At 74.3% G+C, this 15,291-nt stretch carries 15 protein-coding genes; 4 read left to right on the forward strand and 11 right to left on the reverse strand.

All coding sequences use genetic code 11. The features are described 5' to 3' along the window. Window positions 1–39: 39 nt before the first annotated feature. The 9 genes from Nocox_RS17835 to Nocox_RS17875 form a co-directional block, all read right to left on the reverse strand. The gene (locus tag Nocox_RS17835) at window positions 40–399 is read right to left on the reverse strand and encodes an STAS domain-containing protein (RefSeq protein WP_026213711.1); all 360 of its coding nucleotides are present in this window, start codon (window positions 397–399) and stop codon (window positions 40–42) included. A 94-nt stretch (window positions 400–493) separates the two neighbouring features. Further along, window positions 494–1,927 carry an MFS transporter gene (locus Nocox_RS17840; RefSeq protein ID WP_020540052.1) on the reverse strand — a complete coding sequence of 478 codons (1,434 nt, stop codon included), beginning with the start codon at window positions 1,925–1,927 and terminating at the stop codon, window positions 494–496. Between the two features lie 108 nt (window positions 1,928–2,035). Beyond that, entirely contained in the window at window positions 2,036–2,644 is a 609-nt protein-coding gene (locus tag Nocox_RS17845) for a TetR/AcrR family transcriptional regulator (protein WP_026213710.1), read from the reverse strand. Window positions 2,645–2,698: 54 nt separating this feature from the next. After that, window positions 2,699–3,145 carry a CBS domain-containing protein gene (locus tag Nocox_RS17850; RefSeq protein ID WP_020540050.1) on the reverse strand — a complete coding sequence of 149 codons (447 nt, stop codon included), beginning with the start codon at window positions 3,143–3,145 and terminating at the stop codon, window positions 2,699–2,701. A 51-nt stretch (window positions 3,146–3,196) separates the two neighbouring features. Then, window positions 3,197–3,859, reverse strand: coding sequence for a potassium channel family protein (locus tag Nocox_RS17855; protein WP_020540049.1), 663 nt, complete (start codon window positions 3,857–3,859; stop codon window positions 3,197–3,199). Next, window positions 3,852–5,204 (reverse strand): TrkH family potassium uptake protein, encoded by a 1,353-nt coding sequence (locus Nocox_RS17860; protein ID WP_020540048.1) that lies wholly within the window; start codon window positions 5,202–5,204, stop codon window positions 3,852–3,854. The genes Nocox_RS17855 and Nocox_RS17860 overlap by 8 nt, the downstream gene beginning before the upstream one ends. A 157-nt stretch (window positions 5,205–5,361) precedes the next feature. Continuing rightward, a complete protein-coding gene (locus Nocox_RS17865; RefSeq protein ID WP_020540047.1) occupies window positions 5,362–5,694 on the reverse strand; it encodes a DUF3140 domain-containing protein in 333 nt (110 codons plus the stop codon). Further along, the gene (locus Nocox_RS17870) at window positions 5,691–5,930 is read right to left on the reverse strand and encodes a hypervirulence associated TUDOR domain-containing protein (protein WP_020540046.1); all 240 of its coding nucleotides are present in this window, start codon (window positions 5,928–5,930) and stop codon (window positions 5,691–5,693) included. The genes Nocox_RS17865 and Nocox_RS17870 overlap by 4 nt, the downstream gene beginning before the upstream one ends. A 56-nt stretch (window positions 5,931–5,986) precedes the next feature. Beyond that, entirely contained in the window at window positions 5,987–7,141 is a 1,155-nt protein-coding gene (locus tag Nocox_RS17875; protein WP_026213708.1) for an epoxide hydrolase family protein, read from the reverse strand. A gap of 63 nt (window positions 7,142–7,204) precedes the next feature. Between Nocox_RS17875 and Nocox_RS17880 the strand changes: the two genes are divergently transcribed. Beyond that, a complete protein-coding gene (locus Nocox_RS17880) occupies window positions 7,205–8,179 on the forward strand; it encodes a helix-turn-helix transcriptional regulator (RefSeq protein WP_033407661.1) in 975 nt (324 codons plus the stop codon). A 167-nt stretch (window positions 8,180–8,346) separates the two neighbouring features. Here the strand turns inward: Nocox_RS17880 and recD2 are convergent, their stop codons facing one another. Then, window positions 8,347–10,494: an SF1B family DNA helicase RecD2 gene (gene recD2, locus Nocox_RS17890; protein ID WP_020540042.1), complete on the reverse strand. Its 2,148-nt coding sequence runs from the start codon at window positions 10,492–10,494 to the stop codon at window positions 8,347–8,349. Between the two features lie 42 nt (window positions 10,495–10,536). Next, window positions 10,537–11,670 carry an acetate/propionate family kinase gene (locus Nocox_RS17895; RefSeq protein WP_020540041.1) on the reverse strand — a complete coding sequence of 378 codons (1,134 nt, stop codon included), beginning with the start codon at window positions 11,668–11,670 and terminating at the stop codon, window positions 10,537–10,539. 123 nt (window positions 11,671–11,793) lie between these two features. Between Nocox_RS17895 and Nocox_RS17900 the strand changes: the two genes are divergently transcribed. The 3 genes from Nocox_RS17900 to Nocox_RS17910 are packed head-to-tail and all read left to right on the forward strand — an operon-like array spanning window position 11,794 to window position 15,277. Then, window positions 11,794–12,282, forward strand: coding sequence for a (2Fe-2S)-binding protein (locus Nocox_RS17900; protein WP_033407494.1), 489 nt, complete (start codon window positions 11,794–11,796; stop codon window positions 12,280–12,282). Continuing rightward, window positions 12,279–13,250, forward strand: coding sequence for an FAD binding domain-containing protein (locus tag Nocox_RS17905; RefSeq protein ID WP_020540039.1), 972 nt, complete (start codon window positions 12,279–12,281; stop codon window positions 13,248–13,250). Before Nocox_RS17900 ends, Nocox_RS17905 begins: the two co-directional genes overlap by 4 nt. After that, the gene (locus Nocox_RS17910) at window positions 13,247–15,277 is read left to right on the forward strand and encodes a xanthine dehydrogenase family protein molybdopterin-binding subunit (RefSeq protein WP_020540038.1); all 2,031 of its coding nucleotides are present in this window, start codon (window positions 13,247–13,249) and stop codon (window positions 15,275–15,277) included. The genes Nocox_RS17905 and Nocox_RS17910 overlap by 4 nt, the downstream gene beginning before the upstream one ends. The last annotated feature ends 14 nt before the right edge of the window (window positions 15,278–15,291 follow it).

Consider the following 15,291-nt stretch of genomic DNA (forward strand, 5'->3'; position numbering starts at 1 on the left):
CACGTCGTCATCCTCGTGCGCCAGGGGAGGGCCGCGGGGTCAGACGGAACGTTCCGCGCGGCCGAGCGCCGCCGCCACGGCATCCTCCACCGTGCCGTGCACCGGCACGTGGGCCAGCACGCCCGTGATCTCGAACAGGCGGGCCGGTAGCGACTGCACGGCGGCCAGGCGCACCGAGCCGCCCTCGCGGCGGCAGCGGGCGTCGCACATCAGCAGGACGTGCAGGGCGGAGCTGTCCATGAACGGCACCCCGGACAGGTCGAACACGAGCCGGCCGGCCGGCAGGTCCTTGACGTAGGCGTCGAGCTGCGCGCGGTTGGTGGCGTCCAGCTCGCCGCTCACCGTGATCACGGTGACCCCCGGCAGGCGCTCGTCGTGCGCCAGCGTCAAAGAGGGCATCCAGCTCGTCACCGGTCTCGCCGGCGGTTCGCGACCATCAATGAAGGATAGTGGGCGGGAGCCGTCCGCGACATCCCGTGCGCGAATCCTGGCGTCACTCCCTCGGCGCGTGGCCGTGCCCGTGACCGGCGTACGCTCCTGAGGGCCGGCCGGGCGGCACCAGCCCGAGCGAGACGAGCGCGGCCACCCCGGCCGTCACGGCGCACACCGTCAGCCCGGAGACGAAGCCGCCGGCGCCCGCCGCGCCGGGCGCGAGGCTCGGCGCGACGACGGCGGAGGCCACCGCCACGCCGATCGAGCCGCCCAGCTCGTGGAAGGTGTTGATGACGCCGGAGGCCACGCCGTTCTCGCCGGGCGGCACGTTGGCCATGGTGGTCGTGGTGGCGGTCACGAACAGGGGCCCGATCCCGAGCGCGGCCAGCGTGAACCCGGGCAGCAGCGTGACGTACGGGCCGGCGTCCGTGGAGATCCGGGTCATCCACGCCGCTCCGGCCGCGGTCAGCGCGAACGCCGCCACCGCCACCGGCCGCCCGCCGAGCCGGGGCACGAGATGCCCGCCGGCGTGCGCGCCGATCGTGATCGCGAGCGCCACGGGCAGGAAGAGCAGGCCGGTCTCCAGGGCGCCGAGGCCCCGCGCGTGCTGGAGGTGGAGCGAGGCGATGAAGAACAGGCCGAGCATGAGGCCGGTGGCGGTCAGCATCAGGAACATCCCCGAGATCACCGGCCGCCTGGCCAGGGTCGCGGCCCGCATGAGCGGGGCCCGTACGGTCCGCTCGACCGCCGCGAACAGCGCGTAGAGCAGCACGGCGGCGGCCAGCGGCAGCAGCGTGGCGGCAGTGCCCCACCCGGCCTCGCCGGCGGTGACCAGCCCGTAGACGAGCAGGCCGGTCGCCGCCGTGACGAGCAGCGCGCCCGGCACGTCCACCCGCCCCGCCCGCCCGGGCACGCCGGGCGTCACCGCGGGTACGGCGACCAGCACCAGCAGGCCGATCGGCGCGTTCACGACGAACACCCAGGCCCAGCCGGGGCCCGCGGTGATGAGCCCGCCGAGGAGCACGCCGAGGGCGGCGCCGCTGCCGCCGACGGCCGCCCAGACGGCGAGCGCCCGCCCGCGCCGCTCGCCGGGGAAGACGGTGGTGACGACGGCCAGCGCGGCGGGGGAGAGCAGCGCCGCGCCGACGCCCTGCAGCGCCCGCCCCGCGATCAGCGCCGCGCCGCTCCCGGACAGCCCGCACAGCAGCGAGGCGGCGGTGAACAGGGCGAGCCCGGCCAGCAGCGTCCGGCGGGCGCCGAACACGTCGGCGAGCCGCCCGCCGAGGACCATGAGCCCGCCGAAGCACAGCGTGTACGCGGCCACCACCCAGGTCAGCGCCTCGCGGCCGAGCGCCAGGTCCGCGCCGATGGACGGCAGCGCGACCTGCACGACCGTGATGTCCACGATGAGCATGAGCTGGGCCAGGCAGAGCAGCGCCAGCACGCCCCACCCGCCGGGCGCGCGCACCCGGCCGCGCGAGAGGTCGGCTTCCATACGTTCCCACTCCTTAACTCGAACAGTGATGTTCAAGTTAGCACGCGGAACGATACCGGGGTACGGTTCGGGCAAGCCGGAGCCGACCCCCAGGGGCGTGCGGGCGGGTCAGGAGGAGGCGGGGGGCCCGGAGGTCAGGAGGGACAGCATCGTGGTGGTCAGCACCCGCTCGACGTCCTCCGCCGGGAGCCGTCCGGCCTCCCGTTCCTGGGCGGCGCTGTGGATGATCGAGAAGAACGCGGTCACCAGCCACGGCAGCGGCAGGTCCGTACGGAAGTCGCCGTCCCCGCGGCCCCGCTCGATCAGCCGCTCCACCCGCCGCAGCGGGCGCTCGTGATGCTCGCGGATGCGCTCGGTGGCCATGACCCGGTCGGCCGCCACGAACAGGCGCCGGTGCCGGTCGAGGATCTCCCACGCCGAGTGCAGCAGCGCCGCCATCGCCTCCGGCGCCGGTGCCTCGTCGAGCGCCGGGTCGTCGAGGACCTCGTCGGCCAGCCCGACCGCGTGCTCCAGCACCGCGTCCACCAGCGCCTCGCGGGACGGGAAGTGCCCGTACAGCGTCACCCGGCCCACCCCGGCCGCCTTCGCGATGTCGGCGACGCTCGCCGCCGGGTCGGCGCTGAGCAGCCGGGTGGCGGCCTCCAGGATGGCGGCGATGTTGCGCTCGGCGTCGGCCCGCCGGGCGGGCACGGGCTGTCGGGGCGCGGTCCTCACCATGCGCACCACCCTACGACGCCGCCCGCCCGCGGCCCGGCGACACGCTCGCGCGGGTCAGAGCTGGAGGGCGTGGTCGACCAGGCACTGCAGGGTGACCGCGCCCGTCAGCCGCCCGTCGGCGTCCACGACCGCCACGAGCGGGCTGTGCGTACGGGCCATCAGCGCGGCCAGCTCCAGCACGGTCGCCTTCTGGTCGGTGATGGGCAGCTCGCGGGGCTGCGCGGGCAGGCACTCGCGGACCGTGCGCTCGCCCAGCCGGCGCAGGAACAGGTCGGCGTGGGCCTCGTCCACCACCCGCGCCAGCGCCGGGTCGTCCTGGCAGTACGGCGGCACCGCCAGACGCAGCACCTGGGTGCCGGGCAGGATGCTGATCGGCCTGCCGTCGCCGTCGGTGAGGATGAGGCCCGGCAGGTCGCGGTCGGCCAGCAGCCTGGCCGCCTCCAGCGCCGGGGTGTCCGGGGTGACCGTCGGGAAGTCGACGGCGAGATCCTGTGCACGCATCGGTGTCCTCCGCCCGAATCCTAGCCAACCCGATCCTGGCCGGCGCGCCGGTCACGGCAGGTCGGCGAAGCGCTCGACCTCCTCGGTCCGCCCCGACACGAGGATGACGTCGCCGTAGGACAGCTCGGTCTCGGCGGTCGCGTACGTGAACGCCTCGCCCGGCGGCTTGACCGCGACGATCGTGACGCCGCGCTTGCGCCGCAGGTTGGACTCGCCGAGCGGCACGCCCACGTACTCCTTCGGCGGCTTGATCTTGGCGAGCGCGAAGTCCCCGTCGACCTGCATGAAGTCCAGCATCCGGCCGCTGACCAGGTGAGCGACCCGCTCGCCCATGTCGTGCTCGGGGAAGACGACGTGGTGGGCGCCGATCCGGTCGAGGATGCGGCCGTGCTGGGAGCTGACGGCCTTGGCCCAGATGTCGTCGATCTCCAGCTCGACCAGCAGCGACGTGGTGAGGATGCTGGCCTCGATGTCGCTGCCGACCGCCACCACCGCCCGGTAGAAGTCGGGGACGCCGAGCTGGCGCAGCGCCTCCATGTCGGTGGCGTCGGCGGTGGCGATCTGCGTGATCTGCCCGGCCAGCGCTTGCGTGATCTTGGGCCGGTGGTCGATGGCGAGGACCTCGGTGCCGCGCCTGGTCAGCCCGAGCGCCAGCGCGGTGCCGAACCGGCCCAGCCCGATGACCACGACGGGGTTGCTCTTGTTGTCAGCCAACGATGACTCGCTCCTCCGGAAGCTCGTAACGGCGGGTCCGCCGGTTGAGCGCCAGCGCGGAGCCCAGGGTGAGCGGCCCGATGCGGCCGATGAACATCAGCACGGCGAGCAGCGTGTGCCCGGCGGTGCCGAGGTCGGCGGTGATGCCGGTGGACAGCCCGGTCGTGCCGAAGGCCGAGATGACCTCGAACAATACCTGGTCGAGCCCGTAGGGGGTGAGCGCGAGCAGCACGTACGTCGAGATCGCCACCAGCGTGACCCCCAGCACCGTGATCGTGACGACCTGGCGCTGCGTGGTCTCCGGCAGCCGCCGCCGGCCGATGTTGACCCGGCTCTCGCCCCGCATCTCGGTCCAGACGATGAAGGCCAGCATGCCGAACGTGGTCACCTTGATGCCGCCCGCAGTGCCGGCGCTGCCGCCGCCGATGAACATCAGCAGGTCGGTCGCCAGCCAGCTCGACGGGTACATCTGCGCGACGTCCAGCACGTTGAACCCGGCCGAGCGCGGCATGACGGCGGTGAAGAAGGCGGCCATCAGCTTGTTGCCGTCGTCGAGCCCGCCGAGGGTGGCGGGGTTGCGCCACTCGGTGGCGAGGAAGACGAGGGTGCCGAACGTCAGCAGGATGACGCTGGTGCCGACGGTGATCCTGGTCAGCACCGTCCACTTGCTCGGCTGCCGCCAGAGGCGGGCCAGCTCGAACACCACCGGGAACCCCAGCCCGCCGACGATGGCCGCGATCGCGATCGTCATGCAGATCCACGGGTCGGCGACGAAGCGCATGAGGCTGTCGGGCCACAGCGCGAACCCGGCGCTGTTGAACGCCGTGACCCCGTGGAAGACGCCCAGGTAGAGCGCACGGCCGAAGGACTCGCCGTAGCCCAGCACGAACCGGCCGGTGAGGACGGCGGCGGCCACCGCCTCGCAGCTGAGGCTGAAGACCACCACCTTCAGCACGAGCCTGCGCACGTCGCTCATGCTGAGCGACTTGGTCTCCGTCTGGGCGGCGATCCTGGCGCGCAGCCCCAGGCGGCCCGACACGAGCAGGGTGAAGACCGTGGCCATCGTCATGATCCCGAGGCCGCCCACCTGGGCCAGCCCGGCGATGACCACCTCGCCGAACACCGACCAGTGCGCCTCGGTGTCGACCAGCACCAGCCCCGTCACGCAGACGGCCGAGGCGGCCGTGAACAGGGCGTTCAGCCATCCGGTGGACACGCCCTCGGCGGTGGCGGCGGGCAGCGACAGCAGCAGGGTCCCGATCCCGATCGCCGTGGCGAAGCCGGCGGCCACGACCTGGGCCGGGTGCTGGAACCGCGCTAACAGCGTCGATGTCGCGAGCATCATCGATCGCCGCCATCACTCCAGCGCATCGCGCAACACCCTCCGGGACACTCGGCCGCCGATCCAAAGCCGACCAGACTTCCCGGCTCACCGCGCCCCACCATACCCCGCGTGCGCGCGGGCGTGTCGCGGACCGGCGCAACCACCTGGGAGAGCCCGCTCACTTGAGGGGGTCGTGGCCCCAGTTCATCAGCGAGTACCGCCACCGCGTCTCCCTGACGTCCCCCGAAGGTCGCTGGGCGAGGTGGCGGTGCACGTACCCGATGACCTTCCTCATGTGGGCGTAGTCGTCGTCGCCCCAGCCGGACTTCCCGCGGCGCAGCAGCGCGACGATGCGGCGGCCGGACTCGTGGCCGGTCGACTCGGCCGCGCCGTCCTCCTTCTGCCCGACCGACCTCGACTCCTCCGTGGCGAGCCAGCGCTCCAGCTCCTGGGCCGTCATGTTCACGGCCCGGCCGAACTCGGCGGCGATCTCGTGACGGTCGCCGCTCACTTCTTCTTCCGCTTCTTCAGCGCCGACGCCTTGTGCACGGCCTCGCCGCCGCTCTTGTCGCTGCGGACCACGTACTGGGGCTCCTCGGGGGAGGCGGCGACGGTGCGGCCGGCGGCCTTCGTCCGTTTGGTGATCTTCTTCTTCACCTCGCCCTCGGCGGTGCCGCCGTGGCTGCGCCAGGTCACCTGGTCGCCCTTGGCGAGCGGGTCCTTCTTCTTGTCGTCCTTCTTCGGCATGCACCTGCGGCTACCCGGGCCCGGGAGGGATAACCGCAGGTCAGCGCCGCCCTTCGCTAGCTCCGCCCGCCGAGGAACGCGCGCAGCTCGGCCACGAGCAGGTCCGGGGCCTCCAGCGCCGCGAAGTGGCCGCCGCGGTCGAACTCCGACCAGCGCACGATGTTGTGCACCGGCTCGGCCAGCGGCCGGACCGAGAAGTCGGTCGGGAAGACCGCCACGCCCGTCGGCACCGTCCCGCGTGGCCGCGGCGCCCACCCGGCGGCGTCGTTGAAGCGCTCGTAGTAGGTGTGCGCGGCCGGGCCCGCCGTCTCGGTGAACCAGTAGACGCTCACGTCGGTCAGGATGCGGTCGCGGTCCACGGCGTCCTCGGGCAGCTTGGCCGCCGGGTCCGTCCAGTCCTTGAACTTCTCCACGATCCAGGCGAGCTGCCCGGCGGGGGAGTCGTGCAGCGCCGCCGCGATCGTCTGGGGGCGGGTTCCCTGCAGGTTCATGTACGCGCCCAGCTTCTCCCGCCACTCCTCCATCCCGGCCAGCCTGGCCCGCTCGGCATCGGTGAGCGCGCCCATGATCGCGGGGTCGCCGTTCGGGAACGTGAGCAGCGCGTTGACGTGCACGCCGATGACGCGCTCCGGCGCGGCCCGGCCGATCAGCGGCGCGATGAAGGCGCCGACGTCGCCGCCCTGCACGCCGTAGCGGTCGTAGCCGAGCCGGTCCATGAGCGCGGCCAGCGCGGCGGCGGTGCGGCCGTCGGTCCACCCGGTGCCCGGCAGCGGGCCGGAGAACCCGTAGCCGGGCAGCGACGGGATCACCAGGTGGAAGGCGTCGGCCGCGGCGCCCCCGTGCGCGACCGGGTCGGTGAGCGGCCCGATGACGTCCAGGAACTCCACCACCGATCCCGGCCAGCCGTGCAGGAGCAGCAGCGGCGTGGCCCCCGGCACGGCCGAGCGCACGTGCAGGAAGTGCACGTTCGCGCCGTCGATCGTGGTGGTGAACTGTGGGAAGGCGTTGAGCGCCGCCTCCTGGGCGCGCCAGTCGAAGCCGTCGGCCCAGTACGCGGCCAGCTCCCGCAGGTAGCCGGTCGGCACGCCGCGCTCCCATCCGGTGCCGGGCAGCTCGGGCGCCCAGCGGGTGCGGTGCAGGCGCTCGCGCAGGTCGTCGAGGGCGGCTTGGGGGATGTCGATGCGGTACGGCGCGATGCGCGATGTCTCCATGCCGAACACGCTAGGAGGAATAGGTGACAGGTTCCGGCACCATTGCGGGGCAGAATGGCGGCCATGCTGGAGACCTCGGCCCGACTGCTCCGCCTGCTGTCCCTCCTCCAGTCCAGGGCCGACTGGACCGGCGCCGAGCTGGCCGGCCGGCTCGGCGTGGGACTGCGCACGGTCCGGCGCGACGTCGAGCGCCTGCGCGAGCTCGGCTACCCGGTGGACGCCACCCCGGGTGTGGCCGGCGGCTACCGGCTGGGCGTGGGCGCCGCGCTGCCGCCGCTGCTGCTCGACGACGAGGAGGCGGTGGCCGTCGCGATCAGCCTGCGCACCGCCGCCACGGGCAGCGTCGCCGGACTGGAGGAGGCCGCGCTGCGGGCGCTGGCCAAGCTGCGGCAGGTGCTGCCGTCGCGGCTGCGGCACCGGGTGTCGGCGTTCGAGGCCGCGACCGTCCCGCTGGCCGGCGCCGCCGCCCCCGGGGTCGGCGCGGACCTGCTCACCGCCGTCGCCGCCGCCTGCCGCGACCACCGGCGGCTCCGGCTGCGCTACCGGGGCCGCGACGGGACGAGCGAGCGGGAGGTGGAGCCGCACCGGCTGGTCCACACGCCGCGCCGCTGGTACCTGCTGGCGTGGGACCTCGGCCGGGGCGACTGGCGGACGTTCAGGATGGACCGCGTCGAGGAACTGCCCGGCCTGCCCGGCGCCCGGTTCACGCCGCGCACGCCGCCGGAGGAGGACGTGGCGGCGTACGTCTCGCGCGGCATCACCTCGGCCCCCTACCGCCACCAGGCCCGGATCCTCTTCCACGCCCCGTTCGCCGCCGTCGCCCCCCACACCTCGGCGGGCGCGGGGCGGCTGGAGCCGGTGGACGGCGAGCGCTGCCTGTTCACGGCCGGCGCCGGCTCCCTGGACGAGCTGGCCGCGTACGTCGCCGCCAAGGGCTTCGACTTCGAGGTGCTCGACCCGCCCGAACTGGCGGCCACCCTCCGCGCCCTCGCCGCCCGCCTCCACCGCGCCGCCGACCGCTCAGCGGAACAACCATGATCTGTGGCACAGATCTGTGGCACAGTCGCCCTCATGTCCGACGAATCCGACCTGCCGATGACCCGTCGTGGCGTGGCTGTTCGGCGACGGCGAGACCGCCGGACGGATCCTCGCCGCCAGGACCCCCGCCGAGGCCAAGAACCTCGACCGCCTCGTACGCGGCTAGGTCAGGTCTCCGCCGCCGGGGTCTCCAGGGTCAGGGAGAGGCGGCGGGCGAGGCCGGTGTTGCGGCGGGAGCCGACGCGGTGGACGGCCAGCTCCAGCGCCTCGCGCTGCCCCACCAGCACCACCCACGCCCTGGCCCGGGTGACCAGGGTGTAGAGGAGTTTGCGGCGCAGCATGATGCCGCCGGACTCGGCGACGATCGGGGCCACCACGAACGGGTATTCGCTGCCCTGCGAGCGGTGCACGCTGATCGCGTAGGCGTGGGTGAGGTCGTCGAGCTCGTCGAAGCCGTAGGCGACGCTCTCGCCGTCGTCGGTGCGTACGGTGACCGTGCGTTCGGCCGGGGTCACGGCCGTCACCGTGCCGGTCTCGCCGTTGAAGACGCCCTTGTCGTAGTTGTTGCGGATCGGCATGACGCGGTCGCCGACCCGGAACACGGTGGCCCCCGACCAGTGCTCGGGCTTGTCGTCGGCGGCCGGGTTGAGCCGGTCCTGGATGAGCCGGCCGAGCGCGGTGGCGCCGGTCTCGCCCTTGCGCATCGGGCACAGCACCTGCACCTGGCCCGGCTCGACGCCCTGCTTGCGGGGGATCGCGACCATGGCGAGGTGGGCGACCCGCTGGGCGACCTTCTCGGGGTCGTCGAGCTCCTCGAACCAGAAGCCGCCGCGGCCCGGCGTGACCGGCATGCGGCCGGCGCGGATGCGGTGGGCCGCCTCGACGATGCCGCTGCCGCCCGCCTGCCGGAAGACGTGGGTGAGCTGGACGCGCGGGACGGCGGGCACCCGCAGCAGGTCGGCCAGCACGTCGCCGGGGCCGATGCTGGGGAGCTGGTCGCTGTCGCCGATGAGCAGCAGGTGGCTGCCGGACGGGACGGCCGCCACCAGCCGGGTGGCCAGGTGCAGGTCGAGCATGGACGCCTCGTCCACCACGATGAGGTCGGCCCGCGAGGGCCGCTCGTCGAACAGCGTGCCGGGCTCGGGGTCGGGCTGCTGGGCCAGCATGCGGTGGACGGTCATCGCCGGCAGCCGGGTCAGCTCCGACAGCCGCTTGGCCGCCTTGCCGGTCGGCGCGGTGAGCGTGACCGTGCCGCCCGCCTGCCGCACGGCGGTCGCGATCGCCCGGACCGTGTGGCTCTTGCCCACCCCCGGCCCGCCGGTGATCACGGAGACGGTGCTGGTCAGCGCCATGGTGACGGCCGCCCGCTGGTCGTCGTGGAGCGAGTCGTCCTCGCGGAAGGCGCGCAGCGGCAGCGTCGAGCGGGCCCGCAGCAGCCGGGCGAGCTGCGTGGCCAGCGCCTGCTCGCGGGCCTGCACGTGCTTGGCGTAGGCCACGAGCTGACCCGGCTGCGCGGGCGAGGTCTCCACCGCCAGGCGGCGCTCGGCGACCAGCGCGTCGAGCTGCGGGCGCACCAGGTCCTGGTCCTGCTCGATCAGCTCGGCCGTCTCCCGCACCAGCGCGGCGACCGGGAGGTAGCAGTGGCCGTCGCGGCTCCCGGCCGCCTCCAGCCGGTCGAGCAGCGCCGCCCTGACCCGCTGCGGGCTGCGCTCGGGCACCCCCGACTGCAGCGCGATGCGGTCGGCCACCCGGAACGCGATGCCCCGCACCCGCCCGATCAGCCGGTAGGGGTCGGTCGCCAGCACCTCGTCGGCGTCCCCGCCGAACGCCTGGTAGATCTTGGCCGCCAGCAGCGGGCTCACCCCGAGCCCCTGCAACGTCACCATCAGCGCGGCGATCGCCTTCTGCTCCCGCCACGCCTCCACGATCTGCGCCTGCCGCAGCGGCCCGATGTTGACCACCTCGGTCAGCCGCTCGGGCTCGGCGTCGATCACCTTGAGCGTGGCCTCGCCGAAGTGCTCGACGATCGCGTGCGCCAGCCGCGGCCCGATGCCCCTGACCAGGCCCGAGCCGAGGTAGATGCGGATGGCCCGCACCGACGACGGCGTGACGCGCTCGCACCCGGACACCGCGAAGCGCCGCCCGTGGCGGGCGTGCCTGCCCCACTCGCCGTGCAGGCGCAGCGTCTCGCCCGGCTGGACGCCGGCCAGCGCCCGCCCGGTCGCCACGAAGTCGGGCACGCCGTCGGCGCTCATGCGCGCGACGGTGTAAGCGTCCTCGCGGACGTAGACGAGCTGCTCGACCGACGCCTCCACAGGGACGATCCAACCATCCCGTACCGACAAACCCCCAGCGGGCTAACCGCCGAGCACCCGCAGGCACTCGCGGGCGAGCTGCAGCTCCTCGCGCGGGCGTACGGCGAGGACGGGGACGGCCGCCCTCTCGGCGCTGACCGGACCGTCGTCGTGGCGGGCGGCGAGCGCGGGCGGCTCGATCCCGAGCGGCCCGAGCCGCCGGCAGACCGCCTCGCGCACCTCGGGCTGGTCCCAGCCGATCTCGCCGGTGAACACGAGCGCGTCGACGCGCGGCAGCGACGTGGCCGCGGCGGCGATCTCCCGCGCCACCCGGTGGGCGAACACGCGCAGCGCCAGCCCGGCGTCCCGGTCGCCGTCGCGCTCGGCGGCGACCAGTTCGCGGGTGTCGCCGGAGCGTCCGGACAGGCCGAGCAGCCCGGAGCGGCGTTCCAGCCCTTCGCTCAGCTCGTCCAGGCCGAGGCGGCCCTCGGCCAGCAGCCAGGTCAGCATGCCGGGATCGACGCTGCCCGAGCGCTTGCTCATGGGCATGCCCTCCAGCGGCGTGAACCCCATCGAGGTGTCCACGCTGCGCCCGCCCGACAGCGCGCACGCCGAGCACCCGCCGCCCAGGTGCGCCATCAGCAGCTCCAGCTCGGCGAGCGGCCGGCCGAGCAGCTCCGCCGTACGGTCGGCGGCCCAGGCGTAGGACAGGCCGTGGAAGCCGTAGCGGCGCAGGCCGTGCCGCTCGCGCCACTCGCGCGGCAGCGCGTACGTCGCCGCCTCCTCCGGCAGCCCCGCGTGGAAGGCGGTGTCCGGGCAGAGCACGTGCGGCACCGCGGGAAGCTGCTCGCGGGCGGCCTCCAGCAGCGCCAGCGCGGGCGGCAGGTGGAGCGGCGCGAGGCTCGTCACGCCGCGCAGCGCCGCCGCCGTCTCGTCGTCGGCGACCGCCGGGGCGCGCACGACCTCGCCGCCGTGCACGATGCGGTGCGCCACCGCCCGTACGTCCCGGCCGAAGTGCCCGCCGAGGAAGCGGGCCAGCTCCTCCCGCGCCGTCTCCGGGCCGGCGGCCCGCCCGCACCGCGCGCTGTCCAGCACGCAGCCGCCCTGCACCAGGTCGAGCCGGAGGCTGGAGGAGCCCGCGTTCACGGTCAGCACCGCCGCCGATTCGCTCATCCGCTCGTCGAACGCCAGGCCCATGCGCCCCCGGCTACCCGCCACCGCCCGCGCAAAACGGACGCGAGCAAAACGGACGGCTTGGGACGAAGGCGCTTTACCGCACCCAGAGGTTGCCCGGCGATCAGGTCGGGTAGGCGTGCGCTCATGAACATCCGCCTTACGGTGAACGGCAGGCCGCACACGATCGACGTGGACCCCCGCATGTCGCTGCTCGACCTGCTGCGCGAGCGGCTGGGGCTGATCGGCTCGAAGAAGGGGTGCGACCACGGGCAGTGCGGCGCCTGCACCGTCCTCGTCGAGGGGAGGCGGGCCAACTCCTGCCTGGCGCTGGCGGTCGCGATGGACGGCCGCTCCGTCACCACCGTCGAGGGCCTCGCCGACGGCGAGCGGCTGCACCCGCTGCAGGCCGCCTTCATCGAGCACGACGCCTTCCAGTGCGGCTACTGCACCCCCGGCCAGCTCTGCTCGGCGGCCGGCATGCTCGGCGAGCCGGGCCCGAGCGCCGTCACCGAGAACCTGATGGACGACCCCGAGCTGACCCCGGCCGAGATCAGGGAGCGCATGAGCGGCAACCTGTGCCGCTGCGGCGCGTACGTCAACATCGTCAGCGCCATCTCCGAGGTCGCCCGATGAGGCCGTTCGACTACGCCCGCGCCTCCAGCCCCGCCGACGCCGTGCGCCGCTACCGCCCCGGCACCATGTACCTGGGCGGCGGCACCAACCTCGTCGACCTCATGCGCCTCGGCGTGGCCCGTCCCGAGCACCTGCTGGACGTCAGCCGGCTGCCGCTGGACGCCGTCGAGGAGGTCAGGGGCCGGCTGCGCGTCGGGGCGGCGGTGCGCAACACCGACCTCGCCGCCCACCCCCTGGTTCGGGCCCGCTACCCGATGCTGGCCCGCGCGGTGCTCACCGGCGCCTCCGGCCAGATCCGCAACATGGCGACCGTGGCGGGCAACCTGCTGCAGCGCACCCGCTGCGCCTACTTCCAGGACGTGAGCAGGCCGTGCAACAAACGCCGGCCCGGCTCCGGCTGCCCCGCCATCGAGGGCGACCACTCCAACCTCGCCGTGCTCGGCCACTCCGGCGCGTGCGTGGCCACCCACCCGTCCGACATGGCGGTGGCGCTGGCCGCGCTGGAGGCGGAGGTGCACGTCACCGGCCCGGGAGGCGACCGCATCGTCCCCATGCCCGGCCTGCACCGCCTGCCCGGCGACACCCCGGAACGGGACACCGTGCTGGAGCCCGGCGACCTCGTCACCGCCGTCGAGCTGCCCCCGCCGCCGCCCGGCGCGTCCCTCTACCGCAAGGTGCGCGAGCGGGCCTCGTTCGCCTTCGCCCTCGTGTCCGTCGCGGCCGTCCTCGACGTCGCCGCCGACGGGACCGTCGCCGGGTGCCGCATCGCGCTCGGCGGCCTCGCCCACGCGCCGTGGCGCGCCGAACGCGCCGAGCGGGAGCTGATCGGCCGCCCGGCGACCGGCGGGACGTTCCTGGACGCCGCCGAGGCCGAGCTGGAGCAGGCCAGGCCGCTGCCGCGCAACGCCTACAAGGTGCCGATGGCCCGCGACCTGATCGTCAACACGCTGGAGGAGCTGGCACCGTGAATCGCGTCGAGGGTCGCGTCAAGGTCACCGGGCTGGCCACGTACGCGGCCGAGTACCCGGTCGAGGGGGTCGCGTACGCCTACCCCGTCCAGTCGCTCATCGCCAAGGGCCGGGTCGCCCGGGTGGACGCCGCCGCCGCGCTCGCCATGCCCGGCGTGCTCGCCGTGCTGTCCGTCGCCGACCCGCCCGAGCTGGCCGAGGACGCCGACGCCGAGCTGGCCCTGTTCCAGCGGCCCGAGGTCGCCTACCGGGGCCAGATCGTCGCCGCCGCCGTGGCCGGCACCTACGACGAGGCGCGCGCCGCCGCGGACGCGGTCCGGGTCGAGTACGAGACCGCCGACCACGACGTCAGCCTGCGCGCCGACCATCCGGGCCTCTACCGCCCGGAGGTCGTCAACCCGGGCTTCCCCTCCGACACCGAGCAGGGCGACCTCGAGGGCGGGCTGGCGGGGGCGGCCACCGTCGTGGACGTGACCTACACGACGCCCGTCCTGCACAACAACCCGATGGAGCCGCACGCGGCGCTCGCCGTGTGGGACGCCGAGGGCATCCTGCTGGTGTACGACTCCACGCAGGGCGCCACCACGGACCGCGACATGATCGCGAAGACGCTGGGCCTGCCGCCCGGCCGGGTCAGGGTGGTCGCCAGGCACGTCGGCGGCGGCTTCGGCTCCAAAGGCACCACCCGGCCGCAGGCCGTGCTGGCCGCCCTCGCCGCGCGCGTCACCGACCGGCCGGTCAAGGTGGCGCTGACCCGGCAGCAGATGTTCGACGTGACCGGCTACCGCACGCCCACCATCCAGCGGCTGCGTCTCGGCGCGGACGGCGAGGGCCGGCTGACCGCGCTGGAGCACGTCGCCTACGAGCAGAGCTCGACGCTGAAGGAGTTCGCCGAGCAGACCGCCGTCCCGGCCCGCGTCATGTACGCCACCCCGGCCCTGCGCACCGCGCACCGCCTGGTCAGGCTGGACGTCGCCACGCCGTCCTGGATGCGCGCCCCCGGCGAGTGCCCCGGCATGTACGCCCTGGAGTCGGCCATGGACGAGCTGGCCTGCGCCGCCGGCATCGACCCGGTCGAGCTGCGGCTGCGCAACGAGCCCGAGACCGAGCCGGACAGCGGCCTGCCGTTCAGCTCCCGCAACCTGGCCGGCTGCCTGCGCGAGGGGGCCCGCCGCTTCGGCTGGGAGCGGCGCGACCCGGAGCCCGGCGTCCGGCGCGACGGGGAGTGGCTGATCGGCACGGGCGTGGCCGCGTCCACCTACCCGGCGAGGCGGAGCCCGTGCCAGGCCGTGGCGCGCGTCCGCGACGGCGGCTTCCTCGTCCAGGTGGCCGCGGCCGACATCGGCACCGGCGCGCGCACCGCGCTCACCAGGATCGCCGCCGAGACGCTGGGCGTCGCCCCCGGCCGGGTGCACGTCGAGCTGGGCGACAGCGACCTGCCGGCCGCGCCGGTGGCCGGCGGCTCGATGGGCACCGCCTCCTGGGGGTCGGCCGTCGTACGGGCCTGCGAGGAGCTGAAGAAGGACGGCAGGGAGGGCCGCGCGGACACCACCGAGGAGGTCGGGCAGGACTCCGAGCTGGCCAGGCACGCCTTCGGCGCGCAGTTCGCCGAGGTGCGGGTCAGCGCCGTCACCGGCGAGGTCCGGGTGTCGCGGCTGCTCGGCGTGTTCGCCGCGGGCCGCATCGTGGACGCGCGGCTCGCCCGCTCACAGTTCGTCGGCGGCATGACGATGGGCCTCGGCATGGCGCTCATGGAGGAGACGCTGACCGACGAGGAGTTCGGCGGCTTCCTGCGCCGCGACCTCGCGCAGTACCACATCCCGGCCTGCGCCGACGTCCCGGACGTCGAGGCGGTGTGGCTGGAGGAGGAGGACGAGCGGCTCAACCCGATGGGCAGCAAGGGCATCGGCGAGATCGGCATCGTCGGCACCGCGGCCGCCATCGGCAACGCCGTCCACCACGCGACCGGCCACCGCGTACGTGAGCTGCCGATAACTCCCGCAAAGATGGTCATGACCAGGTTTTGACCTTTTTTTGGGTG

Source organism: Nonomuraea coxensis DSM 45129 (assembly GCF_019397265.1).
Lineage (GTDB): Bacteria > Actinomycetota > Actinomycetes > Streptosporangiales > Streptosporangiaceae > Nonomuraea > Nonomuraea coxensis.

Excerpts from the sequence above, each read along its gene's own strand:
- Nocox_RS17835 (WP_026213711.1), bottom strand. The coding sequence starts at position 399 with ATGCCCTCTTTGACGCTGGCGCACGACGAGCGCCTGCCGGGGGTCACC.
- Nocox_RS17840 (WP_020540052.1), bottom strand. The coding sequence starts at position 1,927 with ATGGAAGCCGACCTCTCGCGCGGCCGGGTGCGCGCGCCCGGCGGGTGG.
- Nocox_RS17845 (WP_026213710.1), bottom strand. The coding sequence starts at position 2,644 with ATGGTGAGGACCGCGCCCCGACAGCCCGTGCCCGCCCGGCGGGCCGAC.
- Nocox_RS17850 (WP_020540050.1), bottom strand. The coding sequence starts at position 3,145 with ATGCGTGCACAGGATCTCGCCGTCGACTTCCCGACGGTCACCCCGGAC.
- Nocox_RS17860 (WP_020540048.1), bottom strand. The coding sequence starts at position 5,204 with ATGATGCTCGCGACATCGACGCTGTTAGCGCGGTTCCAGCACCCGGCC.
- Nocox_RS17870 (WP_020540046.1), bottom strand. The coding sequence starts at position 5,930 with ATGCCGAAGAAGGACGACAAGAAGAAGGACCCGCTCGCCAAGGGCGAC.
- Nocox_RS17875 (WP_026213708.1), bottom strand. The coding sequence starts at position 7,141 with ATGGAGACATCGCGCATCGCGCCGTACCGCATCGACATCCCCCAAGCC.
- Nocox_RS17880 (WP_033407661.1), top strand. The coding sequence starts at position 7,205 with ATGCTGGAGACCTCGGCCCGACTGCTCCGCCTGCTGTCCCTCCTCCAG.
- Nocox_RS17895 (WP_020540041.1), bottom strand. The coding sequence starts at position 11,670 with ATGGGCCTGGCGTTCGACGAGCGGATGAGCGAATCGGCGGCGGTGCTG.
- Nocox_RS17900 (WP_033407494.1), top strand. The coding sequence starts at position 11,794 with ATGAACATCCGCCTTACGGTGAACGGCAGGCCGCACACGATCGACGTG.
- Nocox_RS17905 (WP_020540039.1), top strand. The coding sequence starts at position 12,279 with ATGAGGCCGTTCGACTACGCCCGCGCCTCCAGCCCCGCCGACGCCGTG.